We start from the raw sequence: 22726 nt of genomic DNA, 5'->3' as shown, positions 1-22726 counted from the left end.
TAAAAAGATTAAATACTAATATTGATTTAATCGTCATAGAGAAGGTTAGTTAATCTTATTTGGATTATGGTAGTATACCGGTTGTGTGAATAAATAAAACAATAATGTCAAAGAAATAATAGGAACTAAAACCTATTTAAAAATATTAGGGTGACTATAGCTGCAGGGCTCACCTCTTCCCATTCCGAACAGAGAAGTTAAGCCTGCCTGCGCCGATGGTACTGTTACTTACGGGAGAGTAGGTCGTCGCCAGTTTTTAATCAAAAGCCTCAAGTAATTTACTTGAGGCTTTTTTTATGGAATAAAATAAAGGTTTTAGGATAAGGAATCCTGAAAGCTAGTTTATTTTTTTTCTTCTACAAAAGATTGAAACGGAGAGCCTGACCGAGGATTTACATTATTTGTTTTTGAATTATTAAGAATTAATTTGTTTTAAAATTGTTTCAGTTATCTTTTTATAATTTCGATTAAAGTGATGATTACCACCTAAATAAATAACTTTTTTATTGGTTAAAGTGATTTTTTTGTAAGGATAGTTTATTCCGTAATCACTTAAAATAATAGATAAATGTAACTTAGGAAGATTGTTGATTTCTGGAATTGTATTCCATTCTCCACTTACATTTTCAAAAATTAAATTTTTATAATGAATTTCAAGATCAGCTGTTTCGTAAGGATCTAAAAGAATAAGTTGATGGATTTTTTCTTTAGTTTTTGTTGGAAGTTGATTAATAATAAATGGAATCGCATCAGCTCCAAAGGAATAGCCTATAAATATAATTTCTTGATTTTGATGGTGTGTGAATTTCTCTTCTAAAAATTTTGCTAATATCTCAGCCGTTTTTTTAGGATCTCTTTCATTCCAAAAATAAACTTTAGAATTTAAAGCGTAGATATCATAGCCTTTCTGATGAAGATTCTTACATATTGATTGTGAAAAAGGTCCTAATCCAGCATCACCACTTAAATAAAATAAAATAGGCTTTGTATTGTTGTTATGTTCCCAAACTTTAAGAGGCAATGGATCTTTAATATCGACATCATCTCCTTTTGTACGCAAGATGTACAAACCGACAGTGATAATAATCAATCCAAATAGTATAAAGTTTTTAGTTTTCATCTTCAGGTTTCATTACTTTATTTAGTGCTTGCGGAAGTTGAATAAGTTCCACATCATTTCCATAAACTATATATTTATTGATCCAATAACTAGCATATTTTTCTTTAAAATCGCGCATCGTTTGATATTGTTTAAACGTTCCGATACGTTGATAGGCAAATTTCATTAGCTGCTCGGCAATATTGTTCGGTTTATCTAAACCAGCTAAAGGTGTTAAACCAATATTGATGTATTTTTTTTGATTGTTTTTGGCATGATTAATTAATGCAATTATAACAGCATCTATACTACCATTTGGTGAATCGGCAGTTCTCCGAAACAAATCGTAAGTCATTTCATCTTTTGTATAATCTGGAATAACATTCAGAAATGTAACCACTTTATTTTCTTCATTTTTTAACGTAATAATGGTTTGATTTTTTAATGTTTTACGTTCAAATTTTCCTTCTGCAAATACAATTTCTTTTTTATCAAATTCTTTTAACCATTCATTTGATACAGCTTCAATTTCATTTAAAAATTCTTCTGTCAAAGGAGGCAAAATAACGTCAGTTTTAAATGCTTTTTTCTCTAAAGTGTTCAATGCATTACGCATCGATTTATGTTCTTTTCCTTGAAGATTGAAAGAATCAACTTCAATAATTCCTTCTTGTCCAATTAATAAATGTTGTTTTTCCAATCTTTTGAAATCAATTAAATCATCTTCAGAAACTCTATAGTAAGCAGTTTTTAAACCTCTTGTTTTACAATAATTTTCGAATTCTGAAATTAAATTTGATTTATACTTTGTATCACAAACAACATTATCCAAAACAATAGCGAAATTTATACCGATTTTATAAGAGACAAAACCATCGATTGTTGAAGAAAAATAAAGTGTTTTATCATCCATTACTTTAAAATAATCTAATGCTGAATTTCCATATTTTTCGATAATTTCTTCTGCTTCTTTATAATCCTGAACATCTTTTGTGTTATAATTTTTAGCTCTAAAAAAAGTTAAAATCAATAATATCCATGAGCTAAATCCAAAAAATATATTGATGTCTTTGAAATCTTGAGCAAAGGTTGTTCTCGGAACTAAATTATTTTCACTGAACAATAAGAAGTTTTGAAAAGTATAATAAAAAGCTTGATTCCAAGAGAAATCAACACCAAAGTGTCTTTTATCTATAAAATAGAAACTTAAAACATTAAAAATAAAAATTGAAAAAAAAGCAAGCAAGAAAATCGAAAAACCTTGTCTTAATCGTTTCAGATTTGTTTTCAATGGGTATTGATTTCTACTGTAAATTAACATTACAATTGACAAAAATGCAAATCCAGCTTCTTCGTAATCTAATGCTTTTAATATATTTCCGAAGAATGAAAGTATAGAAAATATTAAGGCAAAAATCCAAGCTGATTTTAATCCTTTGATGAGATAAGATGATGTAATCAATAAAGCAATTCCGATAAATAGAATCATCAATTTTGAAAGATGCATCAATTCAGTCGGTAAATACAATTTTTCAAGATGTAAACGTTCTGCAAGAGGAGGAGTGATGACTGAAATAATATTTATCATTCCTAATGTAAAGATCAAAACAGCAGGAAAAATTCGTGCAAATAATTTTCTTCCGTGCCACATAAAACTTAAACATCCAAAACCTAAAGGCAACCAAAATTCGAAAACTCGGTACAATAAAGTTGTAGCTAAACTTTGATTATGAGAATAGCCGAATTGCGTTAAAATATACACCATTGTAAATTCTACTGCACCCAGACCTCTCAAAAAAGGTGAAATAATCATCAATAAGACAGAAATCGTATAAGCCAAAGCAGCTACATCAAAAGTAGGTTGAATACCTAAAGCTAGCATAGCAATATAAACGTGTAAAATTCCTGTAATTTCAATGATTATTGAGATTAAAATCGTGAGATTAATATTTTTTCTGTTCAAAGAAGTTTCAAAAATTGGATTGATTTCTTCCGTAATCTTTGGAAATTTATTCTCTATAATTTGATAGAATTTATTTTTGGTTTTGAATGAATTAAAGATGAAGTAAACCAGAATTAAAATTATGCCTAATATAATCAATGAAATCCACGAGTCATTAAAATATTTATTGGTGTAAATACTATAAAAAATGATGGGAACACCAATGATGAAAACCGTTAATAATCCAATAAAACCATAAACAGAACTTGCTTGAATGACCTCATTTGTTTCAAGTTGTTGCTTTTTGATTTGTTTGGGTAAATAAGCCAATGAACTAATTCCTCCCGCTGGTAGAAAAACACTAATAAAATTCCGTTTGAGAAATAAATTTACAGCATCCCAAAACTTAAGAGATAACCCAATAGCTTTAAAACTTGTGATATACATTGCAGCTTGTAAGGAAATATAGAGAAGCGTAATTCCAAAACCGATTAATAACCAAATAGGTTTTGCATTTTTGATACTTGGGATTATCTGCATCATTTCTTTGCGTTCGCTTCTAAAAAATACAAATGCAAGCAATAAGATAAGTACCGCTAAAACCTGTTGCCAAGGGATTTCTCTATATTTTATAGATTTTTGGAACTTCATGCTGGAATAGTTAGTTTTATCACTTCAATTTATTAAAAAATTAAATATCAAAACTTATGATTTGTTTAAAAATAACTTATATTGAAAATAAAAATAAGTGAGGATAGTTGGATTAAATTTACGTCAAGCGACTTTGAATGATACAGATAGAACTTGGAATATTTTGCAGCAAGCAATTGCGAAAAGAAAAGAGGAAGGAAGCGAGCAATGGCAAAATGGTTATCCAAATCTAGATGTCGTTATAAATGATATTTCAAAAGGTTTTGGTTATGTAATTGAAAACGATAATAATTTAATCATTGGATATGTTGCAATTATTAATGAAATAGAACCTGCTTATACACAAATCGAAGGAAAATGGTTGAATGAAGAACCATATATTGTCATTCATCGATTGGCTGTTGCACAAGATATTAAGATGAAAGGTTTGGGAACTTGGGCGATGGAAGAAATTGAGAATATTACAATTTCTAAAAATATTCATTCTATAAAAGTTGATACGAATTTTGATAACGTAGGTATGTTGCGTATTTTTAATAAGTTAGGATATCACTATTGTGGAGAGGTTTATTTTGATGGGAGTCCAAGAAAAGCTTTTCAAAAATTGATAAAGTAGTGATTTCTTTATTACTGTTATTGTATATTTGTTTGATTTTAAATTATCAATAAATGAAAAAAAATTACTTACTTATTATTTTAGCATTTAGCATAAACTCTTTTGCTCAAACTCAGAAAAACAATTGGGTGGTTGGAGCTTCTTCTGCATTAGGTTTTAATTCTAGCCAATATGACTATAATAATGATTATGGGAAAGAAACAAAACATAAAATTAACCAGTTTGATGTTAATGTAACGGGAGGATATTTTGTAATTAATAATTTAGCGGTTGGTTTAGATATATCTTATAGAAATTCTGTAAGTACACTGGATTCATACCATTTTGATTTTATGGGAAACTCAATTAATCATAAACAAAAATCGAAAGGAAATTCAATTTCTATGATGCCTTTTGTTTCTTATTATTTTGCAAATGATTCTAAGTTTTATCCATATTTAAGTGGAGGACTAGGCTTCAATAGTTCAAAATATAAATACTATAGTGATGCTAATTATGATAGTAGTAGTAAAAACGATGCCTTTACTTGGAAAGTTAAAGGAGGTGTTTCATATTTCATAACTCCTTCTATTGCTTTAGATTTAGGCTTATCTTATGATCAAGTTAAATATAAAAAGGAAAAATACATACAAAATTCAGTAAATACATTTGGAGCAAATGTTGGCCTTAAGCTATTTTTATAGCCAATAATAGAAAAACTAAATAATCAAATTGATAAAAAGATTCCATTTTTGGAATCTTTTTTTATGAATTTATATAGGATAATTATGTTTAAAATATTAAAATGACATATTACCCTCTGATTTTGTATGGTATTAGTTTAAATTGTATAGTTTTATTTGATAAATAACATAATTTTAATAGGGTTAAAATTAAAAACTTATGAAAGTCGGATTGAAATGGAAAGTAGCTTTTGCAATTATAACACTGATTGCATTGGCTGGATTATTTTGGAAACCAGTTGTAGATATTCCAAATACAGGAGAATTCCTTAGTGAAGAGAATATTGTAAATTCAGATGTCGCTTGGATTTTGGCTGCTGCAGGTTTAGTGCTATTGATGACGCCAGGTTTATCTTTTTTTTATGGAGGAATGGTTGGAAAAAGAAATGTTATTTCTACAATGCTGCAAAGTTTTATTGCATTAGGCGTTATTTCGATTTTGTGGGTTGTAGTTGGGTTTTCACTGTCTTTTGGGGAATCACTTGGTTTTAAAATAAATGGAGAACATTACGGAATTATCGGGAATCCATTAAGTTATCCATTTTTTAATCATGTCGGAGCATTTCCACATAAAGATATGGCATCTACAATACCGTTTGTTCTATTTGCATTGTTTCAAATGAAATTTGCGGTAATTACACCAGCTCTTGTAACAGGTTCTTTTGCTGAAAGAGTACGTTTTATTTCGTATTTGTTATTTATGATTTTATTTAGTTTAATCATTTATACACCGCTTTGTCACATGGTTTGGCATCCAGAAGGTTTATTGAACAAATATTTTGGAGTAAAAGATTTTGCCGGAGGAACTGTTGTTCATATGAGCGCTGGATTTGCTGCATTGGCAGGAGCTTTGGTCATAGGAAAACGAAAAAATAGAGAACACAAACCTGCAAATATTCCATTTGTTATGCTTGGAACTGGAATGTTATGGTTCGGATGGTTTGGTTTTAATGCTGGTTCAGCTTTAGGAGCAAATACCACTGCTGCTCTAGCTTTTGGAACAACAACAATTGCTTCTGCTTCTGGAATGATGACGTGGATACTTTTTGATAGAATTAACGGACGTAGCGTTTCTGCTATGGGAGCATGCATAGGAGCGGTAGTAGGATTAGTAGCGATCACTCCAGCTTGTGGGTTTGTTACAGTTCCGGAAAGTATATTTTTTGGATTTATAACTGCGATAATTTCAAATATGGCGATGTATTGGAAAGGTTTAAAACGTATAGATGATACACTGGATGTTTTTGCATGTCACGGAGTAGGAGGAATTATGGGAATGATATTGACAGCTATTTTTGCTCATGGAGAAAATGCCAGCTTATTGCATGGAGGCTTAAATAGTTTTATACATCATATAATTGCGTTATTCTTTGTGTCCGTTTTCACTTTTTTTGGAGCTATAACATTATTTTACCTCACAAATAAAATGATTCATTTGCGTGTAAGCGATAGAGCTGAATTTGATGGATTAGACCTCTCTCAGCATAAGGAAACAATAAATGGGTAGAATTCCCGGTTTTTTTTTAAAAAAAGCCAACTACAAAAAGTAGTTGGCTTTTGAATTTATACTAATCCAGCACGCTTTAGCAAAGCAGCTGAAGTAGGTTGATGTCCTCGAAACTCTTCGTACAGTTTCATTGGTTCAATTGTGCCACCTGATGCTAATAATTTATAAAATTTATTGGCAGTATCTTTATTAAAAATTCCAGTCTCCTGGAAGAAAGAAAACGCATCGGCATCCAAAACTTCAGCCCATTTATATGAATAGTATCCTGAAGAATATCCTCCTTGAAAAATATGGGAAAATGATGTACTCATCATAGTTTTATCAACTTCCGGATATAATTCTGTTTGTTTGAAAGTTTCCTTTTCAAAAGCCTGTAAATCTTCAATTTCTATTAAATCATTTCCATGATAAGCCATATCTAACAAGCCAAAACTCAATTGACGAACAGTTTGATAACCTTCCATAAAACTTGAGGAGGCTCTTACTTTCTCAATTAATTCTTGCGGAATAATTTTTCCAGTTTGATAATGCTTTGCAAATAATTTTAATGCTTCCGGTTCATAACAGAAGTTTTCATAAAATTGAGAAGGTAATTCAACAAAATCCCAATATACATTTGTACCGGAAAGACTTTCGTAAGTCGTATTTGGTAACATTCCATGTAGAGCATGTCCAAATTCGTGGAACAAAGTAGTAACTTCCTGAAAAGTTAATAAAGAAGGGGTGTCTTTTGTCGGTTTCGTAAAATTACAAACAATCGAAACCTGTGGACGTTTGTTATGACCATTTACATTCGAAGCTTCTCTGAAACTTGTCATCCATGCACCGGGACGTTTTCCTGCGCGGGGAAAAAAGTCGGTATACAATAAACTTAAGAAATTATTATCCTGATCTAAAACTTCGTATGTTGTCACATCATCATTGTATTTGTCGATATAATCAGTTTCTTTAAATGTAATTCCATACAATTTAGTTGCAACTACAAATGCCCCTTGAACAACATTGTCTAATTGAAAATAAGGTTTTAATTCTTCATCAGAAAGACTAAATTTTTTCTGTTTCAATTTTTCAGCATAATACGCGTGATCCCAACGTTGAAGTATTTCTATCCTATCTGTAATTTTAGCAAAATCAGCCAACTCTTTAATTTCTTTTTCTGCAAATGGTTTTGCTTTCGTTAATAAATCATGTAAGAAATCTAAAACTGTCACTGGTGTTTTTGCCATACGTTCTTCCAAAACATAGTCGGCATGTGTTTTATACCCCAATATTTTAGCACGTTCGTGACGAAGTTTCACAATGTTTTTGACATTTTCTTCGTTGTTATATTCGTTGTCTTGATATGCTTTTACACCATTTGCTCGGAATAATTTTTCTCTTAATTCACGATTATCAGCATATTGCATAAAAGGAATATAGCTTGGTGCTTGTAATGTAATCAACCAACCTTCGTGATTTTTTTGCTCTGCATCAGCTTTCGCTTGATCAATTGCGTATTGAGGTAACCCTTTCAAGTCATTTTCATTTGTAATAATCAATTCGTACGCATTTGTTTCAGCCAAAACATTTTGTCCGAACTGCAATGAAAGCATGGCCAATTGCTTGTCAATTTCACGTAATTTATTTTTATCTTCTTCATTCAAATTAGCCCCGTTTCTAGAAAAGCCTTTGTATTTTTTTTCTAACAAATAGGTTTGCTCTTCTGTTAAATCGAATGCATCTTTCTGATTATAAACTGTTTTTATTCGTTCAAATAAATCTTGATTTAAGCGAACATCATTTCCAAATTCTGATAGTAAAGGCGAAACTTCTTGTGCGATTTGTTGAATTTCATCATTTGTCTCAGCCGAATTTAAATTGAAGAAAATAGAAGAAATTCGTCCTAACTTTTCCCCCGAAAGTTCCATTGCTTCTATCGTATTCGAAAAAGTAGGTGACTCGGGATTTTGAGTAATTGCCTCTATTTCTGCTTTCGCTTCTTCTATTGCTTTAATAAAAGCAGGCTTATAATTTTCATTTTTTATTTTAGAAAAAGGAGCACTTTCAAAAGGTGTATCAAATTTTTCTAATAAAGGATTGTTCATGTATGTTGTATTTTTTTGTTCGTATACTTATCGACTGCTTGTCTCTCAAAATCTAATCCAAACGTTAGGAATCTGACAAATCGTCAAATTTAATGCGCAATTAATTTGGAGTTATTTACATTTGTTTTAAAAGCAATTATTATGAGTGTCGTATTATTATTTAATCAGAAACCAACAGAAGAATGGCAAAGAAATTTGCAAGAATTATTGCCGGAAACTAAGGTTGAAATTTATCCAACGATTTCAAATCCAAATGAAGTTGAGTTTATTGCGACTTGGAAACCGCATGAAAACTATATTACTGAATTTCCAAATTTAAAAGTGGTTCAATCAGTTGGAGCAGGAATAGATCATTTACTGCATACAAAAATACCGGAGTCAATAAAAGTGACACGTATTGTAGATCCTGCGTTGAAACAAGAAATGTTTGAGCATGTTTTGGCTTGCGTAATGACTTCGATGAAAAATTTATTGACGTATTATAAAGATCAGCTTAATAAGGAATGGATACCTGAAAATTATCAATCTATCCATGAAACAACAATTACAATATTAGGATTAGGTGAAATAGGAAAGCTAGTCGCAGAACAATTTGTAAATTTGGGTTTTAAAGTGAAAGGTTGGTCAAATTCACCAAAAAATATTAATGGTGTCACATCATTTTCCGGAGCAGAAGAATTGAAATCTGTTATTTCCGATACTAATTTTATTGTAAATATCTTACCTCTCACTGAAGATACAGAAGGAATATTAAATAAAAATTTCTTTGATCAATGTTCAGTAAATACAGTTTTAGTTAATGTTGGCCGTGGTGCACATTTAATAGAAGAAGATTTAGTAGAAGCAATTGATAAAAAACAGATTAAAGAGGCGTATTTAGATGTTTTTAGGGAAGAGCCTTTACCGGAAAATCATCCGTTTTGGGTAAATGAATACATTTATGTAACACCTCATATAGCAAGTGTAACAAATGCAACAACAGCTTTACAACAAGTTGCTGAGAATTATAGAAAGATGAAAAACAATGATTCTTTATTGAATGAAGTTTCATTGAATAAAGGATATTGATTTTTTCAAAATGACGTAATATTTTGTTAAAAAGACGTATTGATGTTTTTACTTGTCAAAAAAATCTTTTAAAATTGTATTTGAAAAATTAATACGCAAAAATGAGTGATTACATTCAATTATATTCAATTGATAATATTCTAAGGACTTACAAAGAAGAAGCAACAGATAGGCGATTGGCAATTTTTGATGTGGGTCCTGAGAATAGCTATTATTTTGTTAAACGTAAACCCTATAAGTTTACGTCACTTGGGTTGATTTTAATAACAGCCGGAACATGTGAGATCACAGTTAATTTGGAACCTACTTTAATCAAGCGTGATGACATTATTGTTGTATTGCCAGGACAATTGTTCGAAATTATAGAACATTCTGCTGATTTTGCAGTACAAGCAATTTTTATTGATTCGGACTTAATTATAGAAGCAGGCTTCCATGTGAAATCAAATAATTTGGTCGAATTTTTATCATCTAAATATCCTAAAATAATTTCCTTGGATAAAAAGATTGTTCGAGATATGCGTTACAACCTGAATAAGATTAGCAAGTATACCATCAAAAACGAAAATATCTTTGCAAAGGATTTAGTATTGCATCATTTTTCTGTGTTGATGTATGAGATGGGAAATTATTACAACAAGGCTGTGAAAGCTAAAAGTACAACGAAAGAGGTCAGAAAAGAGGAATTAGCCAAACAATTTTTATATTTGGTTTCAACGCACTTCAGACGTCAACGTAATGTTCAGTTTTATGCGGACGAAATGTTTATCAGCCGAAAACATTTGACCAAGATTATCGTTGAAGTTTTTAATAAATCACCAAAACAAATTATTGCTGAAGCTATTGTGTTAGAAGCTAAAGTTTTACTTAAAAACCCTAAGTATAGTGTCTCGGATGTCGTGACGGATTTAAACTTTGTCGATACTTCTGTTTTTAGTAAATTTTTTAAAAATTATACAGGTTTTTCTCCTACAAGTTTCATCACATCTACTTAATAATTGATGTAAATCAATGTAAATTAAAAATTGTTGTAAATACGTCTTTTTGACATATTATTACGTTTATTATCCTAACTAATTTGTTAAATTGGATAGACCTTTGTTGCTCAAATTTTTCTTAATGCGTCTTTTGGTAGACTGTTAATTCGTGAAATTTGATTGAAAAGAATTTTATGGAGGTAGATTTAACAAAAAAAATATATGCTCAGATAGCTGCTATTGGTGGTTATGTACCTGAAAATAAACGAACAAACTCAGATCTGGAAAAAATCACAGACACTTCGGACGAATGGATTGTAAAAAGAACAGGGATTAAAGAACGTCGAATTTTAGAAGAAGGTTTAGCGACTTCTGACATGGCTGTAAGAGCTGTTCAAAACTTACTTGAAACATATAGCAAGAATATAAAAGATGTAGATGCGCTTATTGTTGCAACTTCTACGCCTGACATGTTAATGCCTGCTACAGCAAATATTATTTGTGAGAAATTAGGAATAGAGAATGTTTGGGCATTTGATATGAATGCTGCATGTTCGGGCTTTTTATATGCGTTAGATATGGGGGCTTCTTTGATAGAAAGTAAACGTTACAAAAATGTATTAGTGATTGGAGCTGATAAAATCAGTGCGTATGTAGATATAAAAGATCGTTCAACGAATATTTTATTTGGAGATGGGGCAGGTGTAGTTTGGCTTGAACCAACAAATGAAGAAGGAATTTTAGACGCCTTATTATTAAGTAACGGAACCGGAAAAGAATTTTTGAATATTGAAGGAGGAGGATCTTTATATCCTGCGAGTTCTCAGTTATTAGTAGATGAAAAACGTTTCATTAAGCAAGATGGAAAAATTGTATTCAAAAATGCAATTCAATCCATGAGCGATACGTGTTTAAATGTTTTGAAACGAAATGATTTTACAGTGGAAGATGTAAATTGGTTAGTTCCACACCAGGCAAATAAACGAATAATTGATGCTGTTGGAAACGAAATAAATATTGAAGAAGGTAAAACATTAATCAATATAGAGAATTACGGAAATACAATTGCAGCGACAATTCCATTATGTATTTGGGAGAATACATCGAAATTAAAAAAAGGAGATTTATTGATGTTGACAGCATTTGGAGCTGGTTTCTCTTGGGGAGCTAGTTTATTACGCTGGACAATTTAATCAATAGAAATCATATATTTTTGTTCAAGAAGAGCGACGAGAAATTGTTGCTCTTTTTTTATGTTTTTAAACGTTAAATTCTTCGTCACATTTTTTACACTTAAAAACTGTTTTGTAATAAATAGGGTATACCCAAAAAAATACAGAGGCTAAGATAGAAAGTAAGCCTTTTGTACCTTTCATTGATTTATAATTACTATAATATTCTTTACTTCCGCACTTAGGACAAGCAATGATCTCATCCAAATCGTTTGTGTAATCAAGTTGATCAATTTCTTCTAAAACTTCATTTGCTCGTATAGAATCTTCTTTCTTTATTTTTACTTTAACTCCTCCAAGGGCTTGTCCATAAAGAGGATTCATTCCGACAGAATGTTCATCAAAAACAAAAGCATCAATTTGTTCACTTTCTAATTTTGTTCGTAGAATATGGGCTTCTATAGCGCTGTCAAATACTTTTAAAGTAATAAGTTCCATGATGAATATGTTAAATCTTCGAAGATATATCAGTTATAAAATTAGTTCTTTTTAACTTAATTGTCTAAAATTTTTAGAAAATGAAGAGTATAATCAAATGTTTCGTTTTAATTGTATTAATGATGTCAAACCTAAATGCACAAAGTTTAAAACAAATTGTCTATAAAGACGGTGCTCAGAAGTTGAACGGATTGGTTACTGATCAAACAACTAAATCTCTACCTGGAGTGTTAATTCTTCCTGCTTGGAAAGGTGCAGATAATGAAGCAAAACAAGCCGCAATCGATTTATCAAAAGAAGGGTATGTGGCATTTATAGCAGATATATATGGAGAAGGCAATAACCCGAAAGATAATTCAGAAGCAGCCAAAATTGCAGGAAAATATAAAGCTGATCACACGGCGTATCAAAAACGAATTGACTTGGCACTGAAAGAATTAATAAAAGCCGGAGCTGATCCGAATAGAATAGCTGTTATAGGATATTGTTTTGGAGGGACCGGAGCTTTAGAAGCGGCACGAGCACAATTATCTGTTGTAGGTGTTGTGTCTATTCATGGTGGATTAGCAAAAGATGCTGCACGAAAGAATAACCCTTTAAAAACAAAAGTTTTAATAGAACATCCGTCGGAAGATGAATCTGTAAAACCTGAAGATATTTCAAATTTAATCATTGAAATGAAAGAAGGAAATACGGATTGGCAAATGATTACCTATGCAAATTCCAAACATACGTTTACAAATCCTGAATCCCCGGATTACAACAAAACAATGGCAGATAGAGCTTGGCAACATACATTGTTGTTTTTGAAAGAAATTTTAAATTAATTTATGAAATAAAAATTTTAATCATTTCGTACCAAAAAGCAGAAGTGAAAAATCCAACAATAATACTAATTCCAATAATTAAATTGGTCAGTTTTGTATTGAGTTTGAATTGTTCTGCGATAATGCTCGATGTAACTAAAGTAGGCATTGCAGCTTCGAAAATAGAGATTCTGGCAACATCTCCCTTAATACCAACAACCAATGCTAAAAGCATAACAACAGCAGGGGCAATCATTAATTTGTAAACCATTGACATTGAGATTTGAGACCATAGTTTTCGCCACCCATTGAATTTTAATTGTAATCCAACAGAAAATAAAGCCAAAGGACCAACGGTAGCAGCTAATTTATCGAAGAATGGTTCTGCCGGAGATAAATCAATGAATTGAGATAAGATTAAAGCACTTATACATCCCAAAAAAGGAGGAAACGTGAATAATCTTTTTAAAATAAATTTAGAACTTATAGTACCCGATCCGTTGCTCCCGCCTTTTAAAGCCGAGATAATTCCGATCGTAGATAAACATAAAAACATCGTTTGATCACAAATGATGGCAATACTAAGGTATTTTTCACCATAGAAAGCAGAAATCAGAGGAAAACCAATAAATGAGGTGTTGCTGTATCCACTTGCTAATTCTAATGAACGCCGAGATCTTTCTGAATACCCTTTTGCTTTGCTGTAAAATTGCATGAAAAACAAACTCCCTACAGCAATTATGACGGTAGAAAAAATAGGGAAAAGCATCTCTTGAGACCATTCTACCTTTGGTAAATATTTGAACGAGACTGCCGGTAAAGCTAAATATAAAATCCACGTGTTAATTCCTTTGTGCGCATCGGGATGGATAGATTTTGTTGCTTTAAATACCATTCCGGCAATTATGCAGACTGCGATTAAAATAAAATTTACCATTTTGGTGACGATTTAGAGCGCAAATTTACAACCCGTTTTTTTTCTACCCTTAAGATATCACTTTTTATTCCATGCTTATTTCTTATAAAATGGCGAGATTAGATATATTTAATTTATTATTATCAAAAATGATTTTTGAGTAAAGATGATCATTCTCAATAATAGTGGTAAATGGTGTTGGATGAATCATTAAATCGGTAGGAAACCACGTTTTTTTAATGAAATAATTGGGTAATAAAATTTTTCCTTCATCCGAACCATTTGTTCCAAATATCTCTTTATCACCTTTCCAAAATTTAGAAGTTGTTTTTTCTTCTAAGATTTCATTGATTGTTTTGATGGATGTAGTGGGTAAGCCGATTTCAGAAATGCCTAAAATTGAAGTGTGATTAAATTCAGCATTCGCTTCATAATCTAAGTTGTAATGCGCAATGATTTCAGCCAGATTTCCTGCTCCGTCATAAAAATAGAACGATTTTGCATTCCAGTTTTCAAATGTCGCAAATTGATGTTTAGGTTCGGTATATAAGATTTCAACCTTGTCTTTCATCCAATTAAAAGCACGTTCAAATTGATTTTTTGGAACAAGAAAACTAAAATGATAAATGGAATTTTGAGTTGATTTTATGAACAATAATTTCGTCCAGCCTATTTGCACACTAAACTGATCGTCCTTTTCATCTATTATATCAAAAGAAAAAATAGTTTTATAAAATGATTTCGTTTTTTCTAAATCATTTGTAAATAAGTGTAATTCTCGTATTCTCATAAGATGTATTTTTACATAAAAATAATTCAACCTTATATAAGAAGAGAAGTATAATGATTGATTAAACTAATCATTCAATAATAAAAACCATTACACGATTTTGTAATTTAATAATGCTTCATAGGGATTTCCTTTTAAACCTAAAAGTTTTGCAAAAGCAGGTTCAGTTTTGTAACCATTTTTCTTCAATCGAATAATTTCATTTCTGAAAGATTCTCCAAACTTTTCCAATAAGGCAGCTTCAATTAACAGATGACGATAGGCATTCTGTTGTAACGAATTTTTATTTTCTAAATAAATTTCCACTTCGAAAGAGTCGATTATAAAATTACAAGTCAAACAATCTTCATGATTGATATTTAATGATTTGATTTCAAATGTCGGATAATGAGAAAAGTGTTCGGTTAAATACATCTTAGCTTTCACAAAATCGTTTGTTTCGCAAATAATATCGATATCGCTATTGTCGATGTTTATTTCAATAGGAATTGTGCCAACAAAAACAGGATTGTAAACAGCTAATATTTCTAGAAGTTGATGTTTATTCAACAGATGATATACTTTTCGCTGAACATCATTTCCGGTCTTCAGATAAATTATATTTAGAAAATCTGGAATCATTTTATTCTCATCATGGTTACCAAAGAAGTGGCGACATGTGTTTCTTTTGATGTTTTTTCGTCTACTGTAAAAATTTCTGTTCGTATTGTACTGATTTTTTTTCCACCTTTTATAACATAAGCTTTTGATAATAAATAGTCGCCCAAAGCCGGACGTAAATAGTTTACTTTTAACTCGACAGTCACAACATAACAATCGTCATCATAGTGAGAAACGGCAGCATATCCAGAAGAAACATCAACCAAAGAAGCAATCATAGCACCATTGAACATGCCATGTTTGCGTGTCATCATTTGTTGTTTCGGAATTTTGATCGAGATAAAATCTGTTTTACATTCGACAAGCGATGCGTTATAAAATTTTAAAGTTTCGGAGCGATTAAAACTAGCGACGATAAGTTCTTTTTTTTCGGGTGTCATGTAAAAAATGCTTTTAACAAATATAGAAATTTGTTAAAAGCATTTTACGATTAAGCGGTTATGTTATTTAAGCTTTCTTCTCGGATTATTTTATGATCAAGAGAAAGTGTTACTTTGTTCAATCCTCGGTAAAAATTTCCTTTGTCTACCGTTAGCAATAAATGGTCTTTTGATATCTTTTGAAGGATTTTATGATTAGGAAAATGCTGCTTAGAATTTTTGAAGGTGATGAAAACATCATTTTCAGTCAGATTTTTTATTTCATCTTCCGAAATAATATCCACCAAACCGTAAGGTAAATAAAGTTGATCGTAGATATAATGAAATGTTTTCAGTCTTTTTCCATTCAATTCTTTAGAATGCTGCAAAAAGTTTCGAAGGCGGTGAACGATTGCATAAAAATTCCCAACCAATGGAGGTTTTGGAATATTTCGTTCGAATAAACAACCGTCAATCAAACTCAAAGGAAGTTTAATCGTTAATTCATCTGTTTTGGAATTATAAAGATGGCGATAATCCAATGCTCTTTTCTTAAATTCTTCCATAATGTGTTCTTTTAAAGCAGGGACAGTAATTGGTAATTGTTGGTTAATAAATTCAACCAGTTTTTCATTAGAAATTGGAGCCAAATTTAACTCAGAAATGTTTTGAGACATACAATAAATATTTAATAATAAAACATTATTGTATTTCGATAATAGGGGATTTTTCGTTTTTTTGGGATGGATTCCCGTATTGTTTTACCACCGTGGAGACTTCTCTCGGTTGGTATCGCTTTTTTACGATTCGAAATACAATGTAAATCTACACAAAAAATTGAAACTAAAAAATTTTGAAAAAACTTTATTGAATCATAATAGCTCTATTTTTTGAGAATTTATTATCTTTATTAAAACACAAATTAAAATAATATGAAAAAAATTTCACTAATTGCCGTTTGCATGACCTCTCTACTAAGTGCACAAACTATTTTCGAAGATAACTTTGATAGTTATGAAGTCGGAAACGTCTTACATTCAAAACAGGATTATCAAGGGTATAGCGAATGGTATGGACAAGGCGACTATTTAATGCTTCTTAATGCTGATGAAGCAGATTATGAAATAAGTAATTTCCAATTTCAAGAAGAAGAAGGAAGAGGGAAAGTACTTGTTAACCGGGCAACACCTTCCAAGAATACTTTTCCAATTGACTTAAGAAAATATATTGAGTTTTGGGATGCTACAGAAAACATTCTGCGTTTTGAATTAGATTTTAAACCAAGTTCTTCTGCTAATTCAAATGCGATGGTTGGAATAGTAGCAAGAAATTTAGGAGGTTTTACTTATAATACGAAAACGAAAGAAATGAAAGGACTCTTTTATTTGAACACTCCATTTGCAGGTTTTGGGGAATACGTGGTTGCTTTGGGAAATAAAAATGGAGAAGGACAAAATAGAGAACCACTGTATGTCAATGATAACGAATGGGTACGTGTTAAGGTAGAATATGACAAAACAGCTCAAACAATCCGTTTTAGTATACCACAATATAATGCAGAAGTCAGTATTTCTCAAACAGGAGATTATGATTTGATTGCAATAACGCCTTCTGCTTTCTTGGTTCAAAATTATAAATATGAAAACGAAGGAACAAGTACAGAGTTTCCTTTGGTGAAAATAGATAATGTAAGCATGAATTCATCTTCAGGAAGTTTAGGAACAGATGAAAATACGGTAAAATCCACAATTAAAGTTTACCCTAATCCTGTCATAAATGAAATTCACGTTGCAAATGCTTCTGCAAAAACAACGTATAAAGTGTATAACACAACAGGCCAGCTTGTTCTTTCAGGAGAATTAACCAATGGAAAAATTCAGGCAGCAAAATTAACATCGGGAGTTTATTTCTTGGTATTTGACTCAAACGGAAAGCAAACTCAAACTAAATTTATAAAGAAGTAAAACAAGTTATTTAAAAAAATACCTAAAATCAGATTAAAGTTTACTTTAATCTGATTTTTTTAATTCTTAAAAGCCTCTGATTTTATAAATAAATGTATTTCGATGACAAAAGGTTTTCTTACTTTGTTTAATACTCGAATTGCTTTTATGAGTTGAATTATGAATAAATATCTTATAAATTGATTTATTATAGAAAATTTTTCAAAAATATTATTAAAATTTAGTTTAGTTTTCTATGATATTGCTACATTTGTTAAAACACAATTAAAATTAACATGAGAAAACTTTCACTAATTGCCGTTTGCATGACCTCTTTACTAAGTGCGCAAACTATTTTCGAAGATAACTTTGATAGTTATGAAGTCGGAAATGTCTTAAATTCAAAACAAGAGTATGAAGGGTATTCCGAATGGCACGGACAAGGAAATTATTTAATGATTCTTGATCAAATTGAAGCTAATTACGATGTGAGTAACTTTCAGTTTCAGGAAGAAGAAGGAAGAGGGAAAATACTTGTAAACCGGGCGACACCTTCCAATGGTTATCTTCCTGTAGATTTACGCAAGTATATTGATTTTTGGGATGCTACAGAAAACATTCTGCGTTTTGAGTTGGATTTTAAACCAAGTTCTTCTTCTAATTCAAATGCGATGGTTGGAATAGTAGCAAGAAATTTAGGAGGTTTTACTTATAATACGAAAACAAAAGAAGTAAAAGGACTTTTTTATTTAAATGGATTTGCAGGCTTTAGTGAATACGTTGTTGCTTTGGGAAATAAAAAGGGGGCTGGAGATGCTAATCGGGAGTCACTATACATCAACGACAACGAATGGATACGTCTTAAAGTAGAATATGACAAAACAACTAAGACAATTCATTTTAGTATTCCGCAATATAATGCAGAAGTCAGTATAAAAGAGACGGGAGATTATGATTTAATTGCGACAACGCCTTCTGCTTTTCTGGTTCAGAACTACAAGCACGAAGAAGAAGGCTTAGCAACAGAATTTCCGGTGGTGAAAATAGATAATGTCAGTATGAACTCTTCAAAAGGAAATTTAGGAATAGATGAAAATACGGTAAAATCCACGATTAAAGTTTACCCTAATCCTGTCATAAATGAAATTCATGTTGCAAATGCTTCTGCAAAAACAACGTATAAAGTGTATAACACAACAGGACAGCTTGTCCTTTCAGGAGAATTAACCAATGGAAAAATTCAGGCAGCAAAATTGACATCGGGAGTCTATTTCTTGGCACTTGATTCAAACGGAAAGCAAACTCAAACTAAATTTATAAAGAAGTAAAAACAAGTCATTTTTTTAACTAGAAAATGGACTTTCATTTTTAAAAAATACCTGAAATCAGATTAAAGTTTACTTTAATCTGATTTTTTTTTAATTCTTAAAAGCTTCTGATTTTATAAATAAATGTATTTCGATGACAAAAGGTTTTATTACTTTGTTTAATACTCCTCTTATTTTTTACGATTTGTAATGTGAAAAATAACGCAGAAAATTTTACAAAAAATTAAGAATTAATTAATTGTTTAGAGAAAAATATTTTATAAATTTGAGAAACAAAGTAATTAAAAAATGAAGTTTACATGCATATATATGTCGATTCGCAAACAGGTTTGGAATATCCGGACGTGGGAAGATTATGTATACTAAAAAGAGATTTTATTTTTTAATATATTTTAAATTTCCCTGTCGAGCTTCGATGGGGATTTTTTTTGAATAAACGAAAACAACAATTACCAATATAAAATTAAAAACAATGCAAAGTTTACAACAATTAACTATTCCGGTTTGGCCTTTAGAGGACAATACAATTTTAAATAATGTTTCGGTAACATTTCAAATTTTTGGACTTCCTTTAGGAACTGCTCCAGTCATTTTGATTAATCACTCCTTACACGGGGATTCTGATTGTACCTATCATTGGGATGGTGTCATGGGAAAAAACAAAGCAATTGATTTGAATGAATATACGGTAATCAGTATTGATATTCCTGGAAATGGCGTTTCTGAAACCATAAAATATGATTACATTCCGCGCGATCATATCACAGCGCGTGATGTGGCGGTGTTGTTTTGGTTGACGTTATTTGAATTGGAAGTACAAGAGGTTTTTGCAGTGATTGGTGCAGATTTAGGAGGAGGATTAGCATGGGAAATGGCGTGCTTGTTCCCGAATAAAGTGTTGAACATTATTCCGATAGCAGCGAGTCCGAAAACAACAGATTGGTTGGTGAAAGAACCAACGGCAAAAAGTGAGTATTTAAAATCAATTTTTTATTCGATTGATATTTCAAGAAACAGAGGTGATATTTTGGAAGTTTCGCAATACATAAAATCAAAAATACATGTGATTTATGTGAAGAACGGAAACGTTTTTAATAAAGCGGAATTGAAAAGATATTATGCAAAATTGCAAGAGTTTAACAAGCATGTGCAGTTTCACGAAATAGAACAAATAGAAGACAACGAATTATTGAAAGCCAACATCGATGAAGTTGAAAAAATAGTAGACGGCATTCTCGAAAAAGAATTCATCAATAATGTCGCATAAATAGAAAGCTCCCTCTCTCGGGAGCTTTTTTAAATTTGTCCTGTAGGTTTATTTTAAAAATACACTTATATATAGTTTTTTGTTATTTGAATATCTCAGTAAAGCTCATCTATAGAAGATAATTTTTCGTACCCAAGGTAGTTTATCATAGTTTGAATTTGATTCTTGATTTCAAAATAGTTTTTATGATAGAATTGTGAGATTTTAATAATCTTCTTTCCATTTTTGTATAAGTATAGCTATTCATACGTTTCACTTTGAGTGCTTAAATGACAAATTTTGTATTCCTCTTAACCCTGATAATTTGTAGTATTCAGTTTTGATATCAAAAAATCGTTTTACTATTATTCTGTTTTACTCTAATTAATTATTTTGTTCTTAACTCTAAAAAAGAAATAATATCATAACTATTGTTGTGAAAATAAACAATTGTTTTCTTTTTAACTTTTATAATTGGGTAGTTTGTTTACGCTCAGATAAATTACCTTTGCAAAAAATCCGTATATGTTTTCTGCCATTAAAAAGAAATTAAGCTCCGATCCCGTTTACAACCTCCAATTTATTTTAATGTGTTTCAGTTCGCTTTTATTTTCAGCGAGTTTCAACATGATGATTCCGGAATTGCCCGCTTATTTAAGTCGTATGGGAGGAGCGGAATACAAAGGGTTTATCATTGCATTGTTTACGTTAACAGCCGGAATTTCGAGACCTTTTAGCGGAAAATTAACGGACAAAATCGGGCGTGTTCCCATTATGGCGGTCGGTTCTATCGTCTGTTTTGTCTGTGGAATTTTATATCCTGTTTTGACAACCGTTTCTGGATTTTTGTTTTTACGATTGGTACATGGTTTTTCGACAGGTTTTAAACCAACGGCTACAGCAGCTTACATTGCTGATATTATTCCGCGCGAACGTTGGGGCGAAGCATTGGGTTTGCACGGAATTTGTTTCAGTATCGGAATGGCAATCGGTCCGGCATTGGGAAGTACAATTACATTGTATTCGTCGATTAATGTCATGTTTTTTACCTCTTCATTTTTTGCGTTGTTATCAATATTGATCTTGTTCAATATGAAAGAAACCTTGCAGAATAAGCAGAAATTCTCGTTTGGATTATTGAAAATATCAAGGCACGATGTATTAGCAAAAGAAGCATTACCGGCAGCATTGATTACGTTTCTTTCTTATATGGCCTACGGTTCAATTTTGACATTAATACCAGATTGGACAGAGCACTTAGGGTTTAAGAACAAAGGTGTTTTCTTTATTGTTTTTACTATTGCATCGATGATGGTTCGGTTTTTTGCGGGAAAAATTTCAGATCAAAGAGGGCGTGTTTTGGTTATAAAAATAGGGTTGGTGCTGTTGATTTCAGCTTTGGTTATATTAGCTTCAATTGATTCGAAAATAGGATTAATTTTAGGTGGTTTGATGTATGGAATTTCAACCGGAATTCTTTCCCCGGCACTCAATGCCTGGACGATTGATTTTAGTAAAGCAGACGAAAGAGGAAAAGCAATGGCGACGATGTATATTGCAATGGAAGCCGGAATAGGGCTTGGTGCTTTATGTGCGGGTTGGTATTTTCAAGATTATATCGATCGTATTCCAATGGTCATTTATATCTCAGCATTTATTTGTCTTTTGGGAACATTCTATATGCTTAAATTTAAGAATAGACCACAAACAGTTTAACGAAAGAGTATGAAAACAGAATTATATCAGTTTATTGAAAATCAAATAGAAGATAAAATAAATTATTTGAATCATTTGATTGAGGATTTACGAGCTTCCAATAGCGATACAAAAAGCAGTATGGGCGATAAGTACGAAACGTCTCGCGAAATGATGCAGCAAGAAATTACAAGAATTCAAAATCAATTGAATGAAATACTGGTTCAGCAAGAATTTTTTTTAAAAATAAAAATTCTCGAAAATAAGACGATTGGTTTGGGCAGTTATATTGAAACTTCGATGGGGAATTTTTGTATTGCTTGCAGCTTTGGTGAAATTATGTTTGAAAACAAAAAGATTTTTATCCTTTCTTCACAAACGCCTTTGGCTAAAAAAATAATGGGTAAAACAGAGAGTGACTCATTCGAAATGAATAAAAAGACGTTTCAGATTTTTAAAGTTGAGTAGTGTGTTTTACTTTGACAAATTTAAGCGTACTCAAGAATACAAGGAGAATAAAAACTTCTAAAACTACAAATAAAATCAAAGGTTGAATATATTGCTCTTTCAATAAATATTTTGAGATGACATGTTGAAGCATATATAAAGGTGTTATGGTATAGAAAAGTATCGAACGAGTAAAATTA

At 31.1% G+C, this 22726-nt stretch carries 21 protein-coding genes, 1 rRNA gene and 1 riboswitch; of the genes, 13 read left to right on the top strand and 9 right to left on the bottom strand.

The window, feature by feature from the left end; genetic code table 11:
- Window positions 1-146: 146 nt before the first annotated feature.
- Window positions 147-255: ribosomal RNA gene (gene rrf, locus H277_RS0105390) — 5S ribosomal RNA — on the top strand.
- A 160-nt stretch (window positions 256-415) separates the two neighbouring features.
- On the opposite strand, the gene H277_RS0105385 is transcribed toward rrf, so the two are convergent.
- Together H277_RS0105385 and H277_RS0105380 are read right to left on the bottom strand one after the other, a co-directional pair.
- On the bottom strand, window positions 416-1120 hold the full coding sequence (locus H277_RS0105385) for an AcvB/VirJ family lysyl-phosphatidylglycerol hydrolase (protein WP_026357424.1): 705 nt from the start codon (window positions 1118-1120) through the stop codon (window positions 416-418).
- Window positions 1110-3692: a flippase-like domain-containing protein gene (locus tag H277_RS0105380; RefSeq protein WP_019974563.1), complete on the bottom strand. Its 2583-nt coding sequence runs from the start codon at window positions 3690-3692 to the stop codon at window positions 1110-1112. The genes H277_RS0105385 and H277_RS0105380 overlap by 11 nt, the downstream gene beginning before the upstream one ends.
- A gap of 97 nt (window positions 3693-3789) precedes the next feature.
- On the opposite strand from H277_RS0105380, the gene H277_RS0105375 reads away from it, so the two are divergent.
- From H277_RS0105375 to H277_RS0105365, 3 genes are all read left to right on the top strand, one after another.
- Window positions 3790-4308, top strand: coding sequence for a GNAT family N-acetyltransferase (locus tag H277_RS0105375; RefSeq protein ID WP_019974562.1), 519 nt, complete (start codon window positions 3790-3792; stop codon window positions 4306-4308).
- A gap of 53 nt (window positions 4309-4361) precedes the next feature.
- Entirely contained in the window at window positions 4362-4991 is a 630-nt protein-coding gene (locus tag H277_RS0105370) for an outer membrane protein (protein WP_019974561.1), read from the top strand.
- Window positions 4992-5190: 199 nt separating this feature from the next.
- Window positions 5191-6537, top strand: coding sequence for an ammonium transporter (locus H277_RS0105365; RefSeq protein WP_019974560.1), 1347 nt, complete (start codon window positions 5191-5193; stop codon window positions 6535-6537).
- A 56-nt stretch (window positions 6538-6593) separates the two neighbouring features.
- On the opposite strand, the gene H277_RS0105360 is transcribed toward H277_RS0105365, so the two are convergent.
- Window positions 6594-8621 (bottom strand): M3 family metallopeptidase, encoded by a 2028-nt coding sequence (locus H277_RS0105360; RefSeq protein ID WP_019974559.1) that lies wholly within the window; start codon window positions 8619-8621, stop codon window positions 6594-6596.
- Between the two features lie 141 nt (window positions 8622-8762).
- Here H277_RS0105360 and H277_RS0105355 point away from each other — a divergent pair, with 141 nt between their 5' ends.
- The 3 genes from H277_RS0105355 to H277_RS0105345 all read left to right on the top strand — a co-directional run bounded on the left by H277_RS0105355 (window position 8763) and on the right by H277_RS0105345 (window position 11859).
- On the top strand, window positions 8763-9689 hold the full coding sequence (locus H277_RS0105355; protein WP_019974558.1) for a 2-hydroxyacid dehydrogenase: 927 nt from the start codon (window positions 8763-8765) through the stop codon (window positions 9687-9689).
- Between the two features lie 101 nt (window positions 9690-9790).
- Window positions 9791-10684: a helix-turn-helix domain-containing protein gene (locus tag H277_RS0105350; RefSeq protein WP_019974557.1), complete on the top strand. Its 894-nt coding sequence runs from the start codon at window positions 9791-9793 to the stop codon at window positions 10682-10684.
- 176 nt (window positions 10685-10860) lie between these two features.
- The gene (locus H277_RS0105345; RefSeq protein WP_019974556.1) at window positions 10861-11859 is read left to right on the top strand and encodes a beta-ketoacyl-ACP synthase III; all 999 of its coding nucleotides are present in this window, start codon (window positions 10861-10863) and stop codon (window positions 11857-11859) included.
- A gap of 66 nt (window positions 11860-11925) precedes the next feature.
- On the opposite strand, the gene H277_RS0105340 is transcribed toward H277_RS0105345, so the two are convergent.
- Window positions 11926-12336, bottom strand: a complete 411-nt coding sequence (locus H277_RS0105340) for a putative signal transducing protein (protein WP_019974555.1) — start codon at window positions 12334-12336, stop codon at window positions 11926-11928.
- An 80-nt stretch (window positions 12337-12416) separates the two neighbouring features.
- Between H277_RS0105340 and H277_RS0105335 the strand changes: the two genes are divergently transcribed.
- Complete coding sequence (locus H277_RS0105335; protein ID WP_026357423.1) at window positions 12417-13163, top strand: dienelactone hydrolase family protein; 747 nt, start codon at window positions 12417-12419, stop codon at window positions 13161-13163.
- Between the two features lies 1 nt (window position 13164).
- Here the strand turns inward: H277_RS0105335 and H277_RS0105330 are convergent, their stop codons facing one another.
- The 5 genes from H277_RS0105330 to H277_RS0105310 form a co-directional block, all read right to left on the bottom strand.
- On the bottom strand, window positions 13165-14079 hold the full coding sequence (locus tag H277_RS0105330) for an AEC family transporter (protein WP_019974553.1): 915 nt from the start codon (window positions 14077-14079) through the stop codon (window positions 13165-13167).
- A gap of 82 nt (window positions 14080-14161) precedes the next feature.
- Window positions 14162-14848, bottom strand: a complete 687-nt coding sequence (locus H277_RS18680; RefSeq protein ID WP_019974552.1) for a VOC family protein — start codon at window positions 14846-14848, stop codon at window positions 14162-14164.
- A 90-nt stretch (window positions 14849-14938) separates the two neighbouring features.
- Window positions 14939-15469, bottom strand: a complete 531-nt coding sequence (locus tag H277_RS0105320) for a DUF4269 domain-containing protein (RefSeq protein WP_019974551.1) — start codon at window positions 15467-15469, stop codon at window positions 14939-14941.
- Window positions 15466-15888 (bottom strand): PaaI family thioesterase, encoded by a 423-nt coding sequence (locus H277_RS0105315; protein ID WP_019974550.1) that lies wholly within the window; start codon window positions 15886-15888, stop codon window positions 15466-15468. The genes H277_RS0105320 and H277_RS0105315 overlap by 4 nt, the downstream gene beginning before the upstream one ends.
- Before the next feature lie 50 nt (window positions 15889-15938).
- Window positions 15939-16544: a hypothetical protein gene (locus H277_RS0105310; protein ID WP_019974549.1), complete on the bottom strand. Its 606-nt coding sequence runs from the start codon at window positions 16542-16544 to the stop codon at window positions 15939-15941.
- A gap of 47 nt (window positions 16545-16591) precedes the next feature.
- A riboswitch (SAM-I-IV-variant riboswitch) is annotated at window positions 16592-16688 on the bottom strand.
- Between the two features lie 111 nt (window positions 16689-16799).
- On the opposite strand from H277_RS0105310, the gene H277_RS0105305 reads away from it, so the two are divergent.
- From H277_RS0105305 to H277_RS0105285, 5 genes are all read left to right on the top strand, one after another.
- A complete protein-coding gene (locus tag H277_RS0105305; protein WP_019974548.1) occupies window positions 16800-17831 on the top strand; it encodes a T9SS type A sorting domain-containing protein in 1032 nt (343 codons plus the stop codon).
- 275 nt (window positions 17832-18106) lie between these two features.
- Window positions 18107-19138, top strand: coding sequence for a T9SS type A sorting domain-containing protein (locus H277_RS0105300; protein WP_019974547.1), 1032 nt, complete (start codon window positions 18107-18109; stop codon window positions 19136-19138).
- A 472-nt stretch (window positions 19139-19610) separates the two neighbouring features.
- Entirely contained in the window at window positions 19611-20405 is a 795-nt protein-coding gene (locus tag H277_RS19660; RefSeq protein ID WP_019974546.1) for an alpha/beta fold hydrolase, read from the top strand.
- A gap of 504 nt (window positions 20406-20909) precedes the next feature.
- Window positions 20910-22100 (top strand): MFS transporter, encoded by a 1191-nt coding sequence (locus tag H277_RS0105290; protein WP_019974545.1) that lies wholly within the window; start codon window positions 20910-20912, stop codon window positions 22098-22100.
- 9 nt (window positions 22101-22109) lie between these two features.
- Window positions 22110-22547, top strand: coding sequence for a hypothetical protein (locus H277_RS0105285; RefSeq protein WP_019974544.1), 438 nt, complete (start codon window positions 22110-22112; stop codon window positions 22545-22547).
- The last annotated feature ends 179 nt before the right edge of the window (window positions 22548-22726 follow it).

The sequence above is a fragment of the Empedobacter brevis NBRC 14943 = ATCC 43319 genome, assembly GCF_000382425.1.
In the GTDB taxonomy this organism is placed as follows: Bacteria; Bacteroidota; Bacteroidia; order Flavobacteriales; family Weeksellaceae; genus Empedobacter; species Empedobacter brevis.
Note: the sequence above shows the minus strand (reverse complement) of the source record. Positions and strands in the feature narration are given on the sequence as shown.

Coding starts and splice junctions, on each gene's coding strand:
- H277_RS0105385 (WP_026357424.1), bottom strand. CDS start 1,120: ATGAAAACTAAAAACTTTATACTATTTGGATTGATTATTATCACTGTC.
- H277_RS0105380 (WP_019974563.1), bottom strand. CDS start 3,692: ATGAAGTTCCAAAAATCTATAAAATATAGAGAAATCCCTTGGCAACAG.
- H277_RS0105370 (WP_019974561.1), top strand. CDS start 4,362: ATGAAAAAAAATTACTTACTTATTATTTTAGCATTTAGCATAAACTCT.
- H277_RS0105365 (WP_019974560.1), top strand. CDS start 5,191: ATGAAAGTCGGATTGAAATGGAAAGTAGCTTTTGCAATTATAACACTG.
- H277_RS0105360 (WP_019974559.1), bottom strand. CDS start 8,621: ATGAACAATCCTTTATTAGAAAAATTTGATACACCTTTTGAAAGTGCT.
- H277_RS0105355 (WP_019974558.1), top strand. CDS start 8,763: ATGAGTGTCGTATTATTATTTAATCAGAAACCAACAGAAGAATGGCAA.
- H277_RS0105350 (WP_019974557.1), top strand. CDS start 9,791: ATGAGTGATTACATTCAATTATATTCAATTGATAATATTCTAAGGACT.
- H277_RS0105345 (WP_019974556.1), top strand. CDS start 10,861: ATGGAGGTAGATTTAACAAAAAAAATATATGCTCAGATAGCTGCTATT.
- H277_RS0105340 (WP_019974555.1), bottom strand. CDS start 12,336: ATGGAACTTATTACTTTAAAAGTATTTGACAGCGCTATAGAAGCCCAT.
- H277_RS0105335 (WP_026357423.1), top strand. CDS start 12,417: ATGAAGAGTATAATCAAATGTTTCGTTTTAATTGTATTAATGATGTCA.
- H277_RS0105330 (WP_019974553.1), bottom strand. CDS start 14,079: ATGGTAAATTTTATTTTAATCGCAGTCTGCATAATTGCCGGAATGGTA.
- H277_RS18680 (WP_019974552.1), bottom strand. CDS start 14,848: ATGAGAATACGAGAATTACACTTATTTACAAATGATTTAGAAAAAACG.
- H277_RS0105320 (WP_019974551.1), bottom strand. CDS start 15,469: ATGATTCCAGATTTTCTAAATATAATTTATCTGAAGACCGGAAATGAT.
- H277_RS0105315 (WP_019974550.1), bottom strand. CDS start 15,888: ATGACACCCGAAAAAAAAGAACTTATCGTCGCTAGTTTTAATCGCTCC.
- H277_RS0105310 (WP_019974549.1), bottom strand. CDS start 16,544: ATGTCTCAAAACATTTCTGAGTTAAATTTGGCTCCAATTTCTAATGAA.
- H277_RS0105305 (WP_019974548.1), top strand. CDS start 16,800: ATGAAAAAAATTTCACTAATTGCCGTTTGCATGACCTCTCTACTAAGT.
- H277_RS0105300 (WP_019974547.1), top strand. CDS start 18,107: ATGAGAAAACTTTCACTAATTGCCGTTTGCATGACCTCTTTACTAAGT.
- H277_RS19660 (WP_019974546.1), top strand. CDS start 19,611: ATGCAAAGTTTACAACAATTAACTATTCCGGTTTGGCCTTTAGAGGAC.
- H277_RS0105290 (WP_019974545.1), top strand. CDS start 20,910: ATGTTTTCTGCCATTAAAAAGAAATTAAGCTCCGATCCCGTTTACAAC.
- H277_RS0105285 (WP_019974544.1), top strand. CDS start 22,110: ATGAAAACAGAATTATATCAGTTTATTGAAAATCAAATAGAAGATAAA.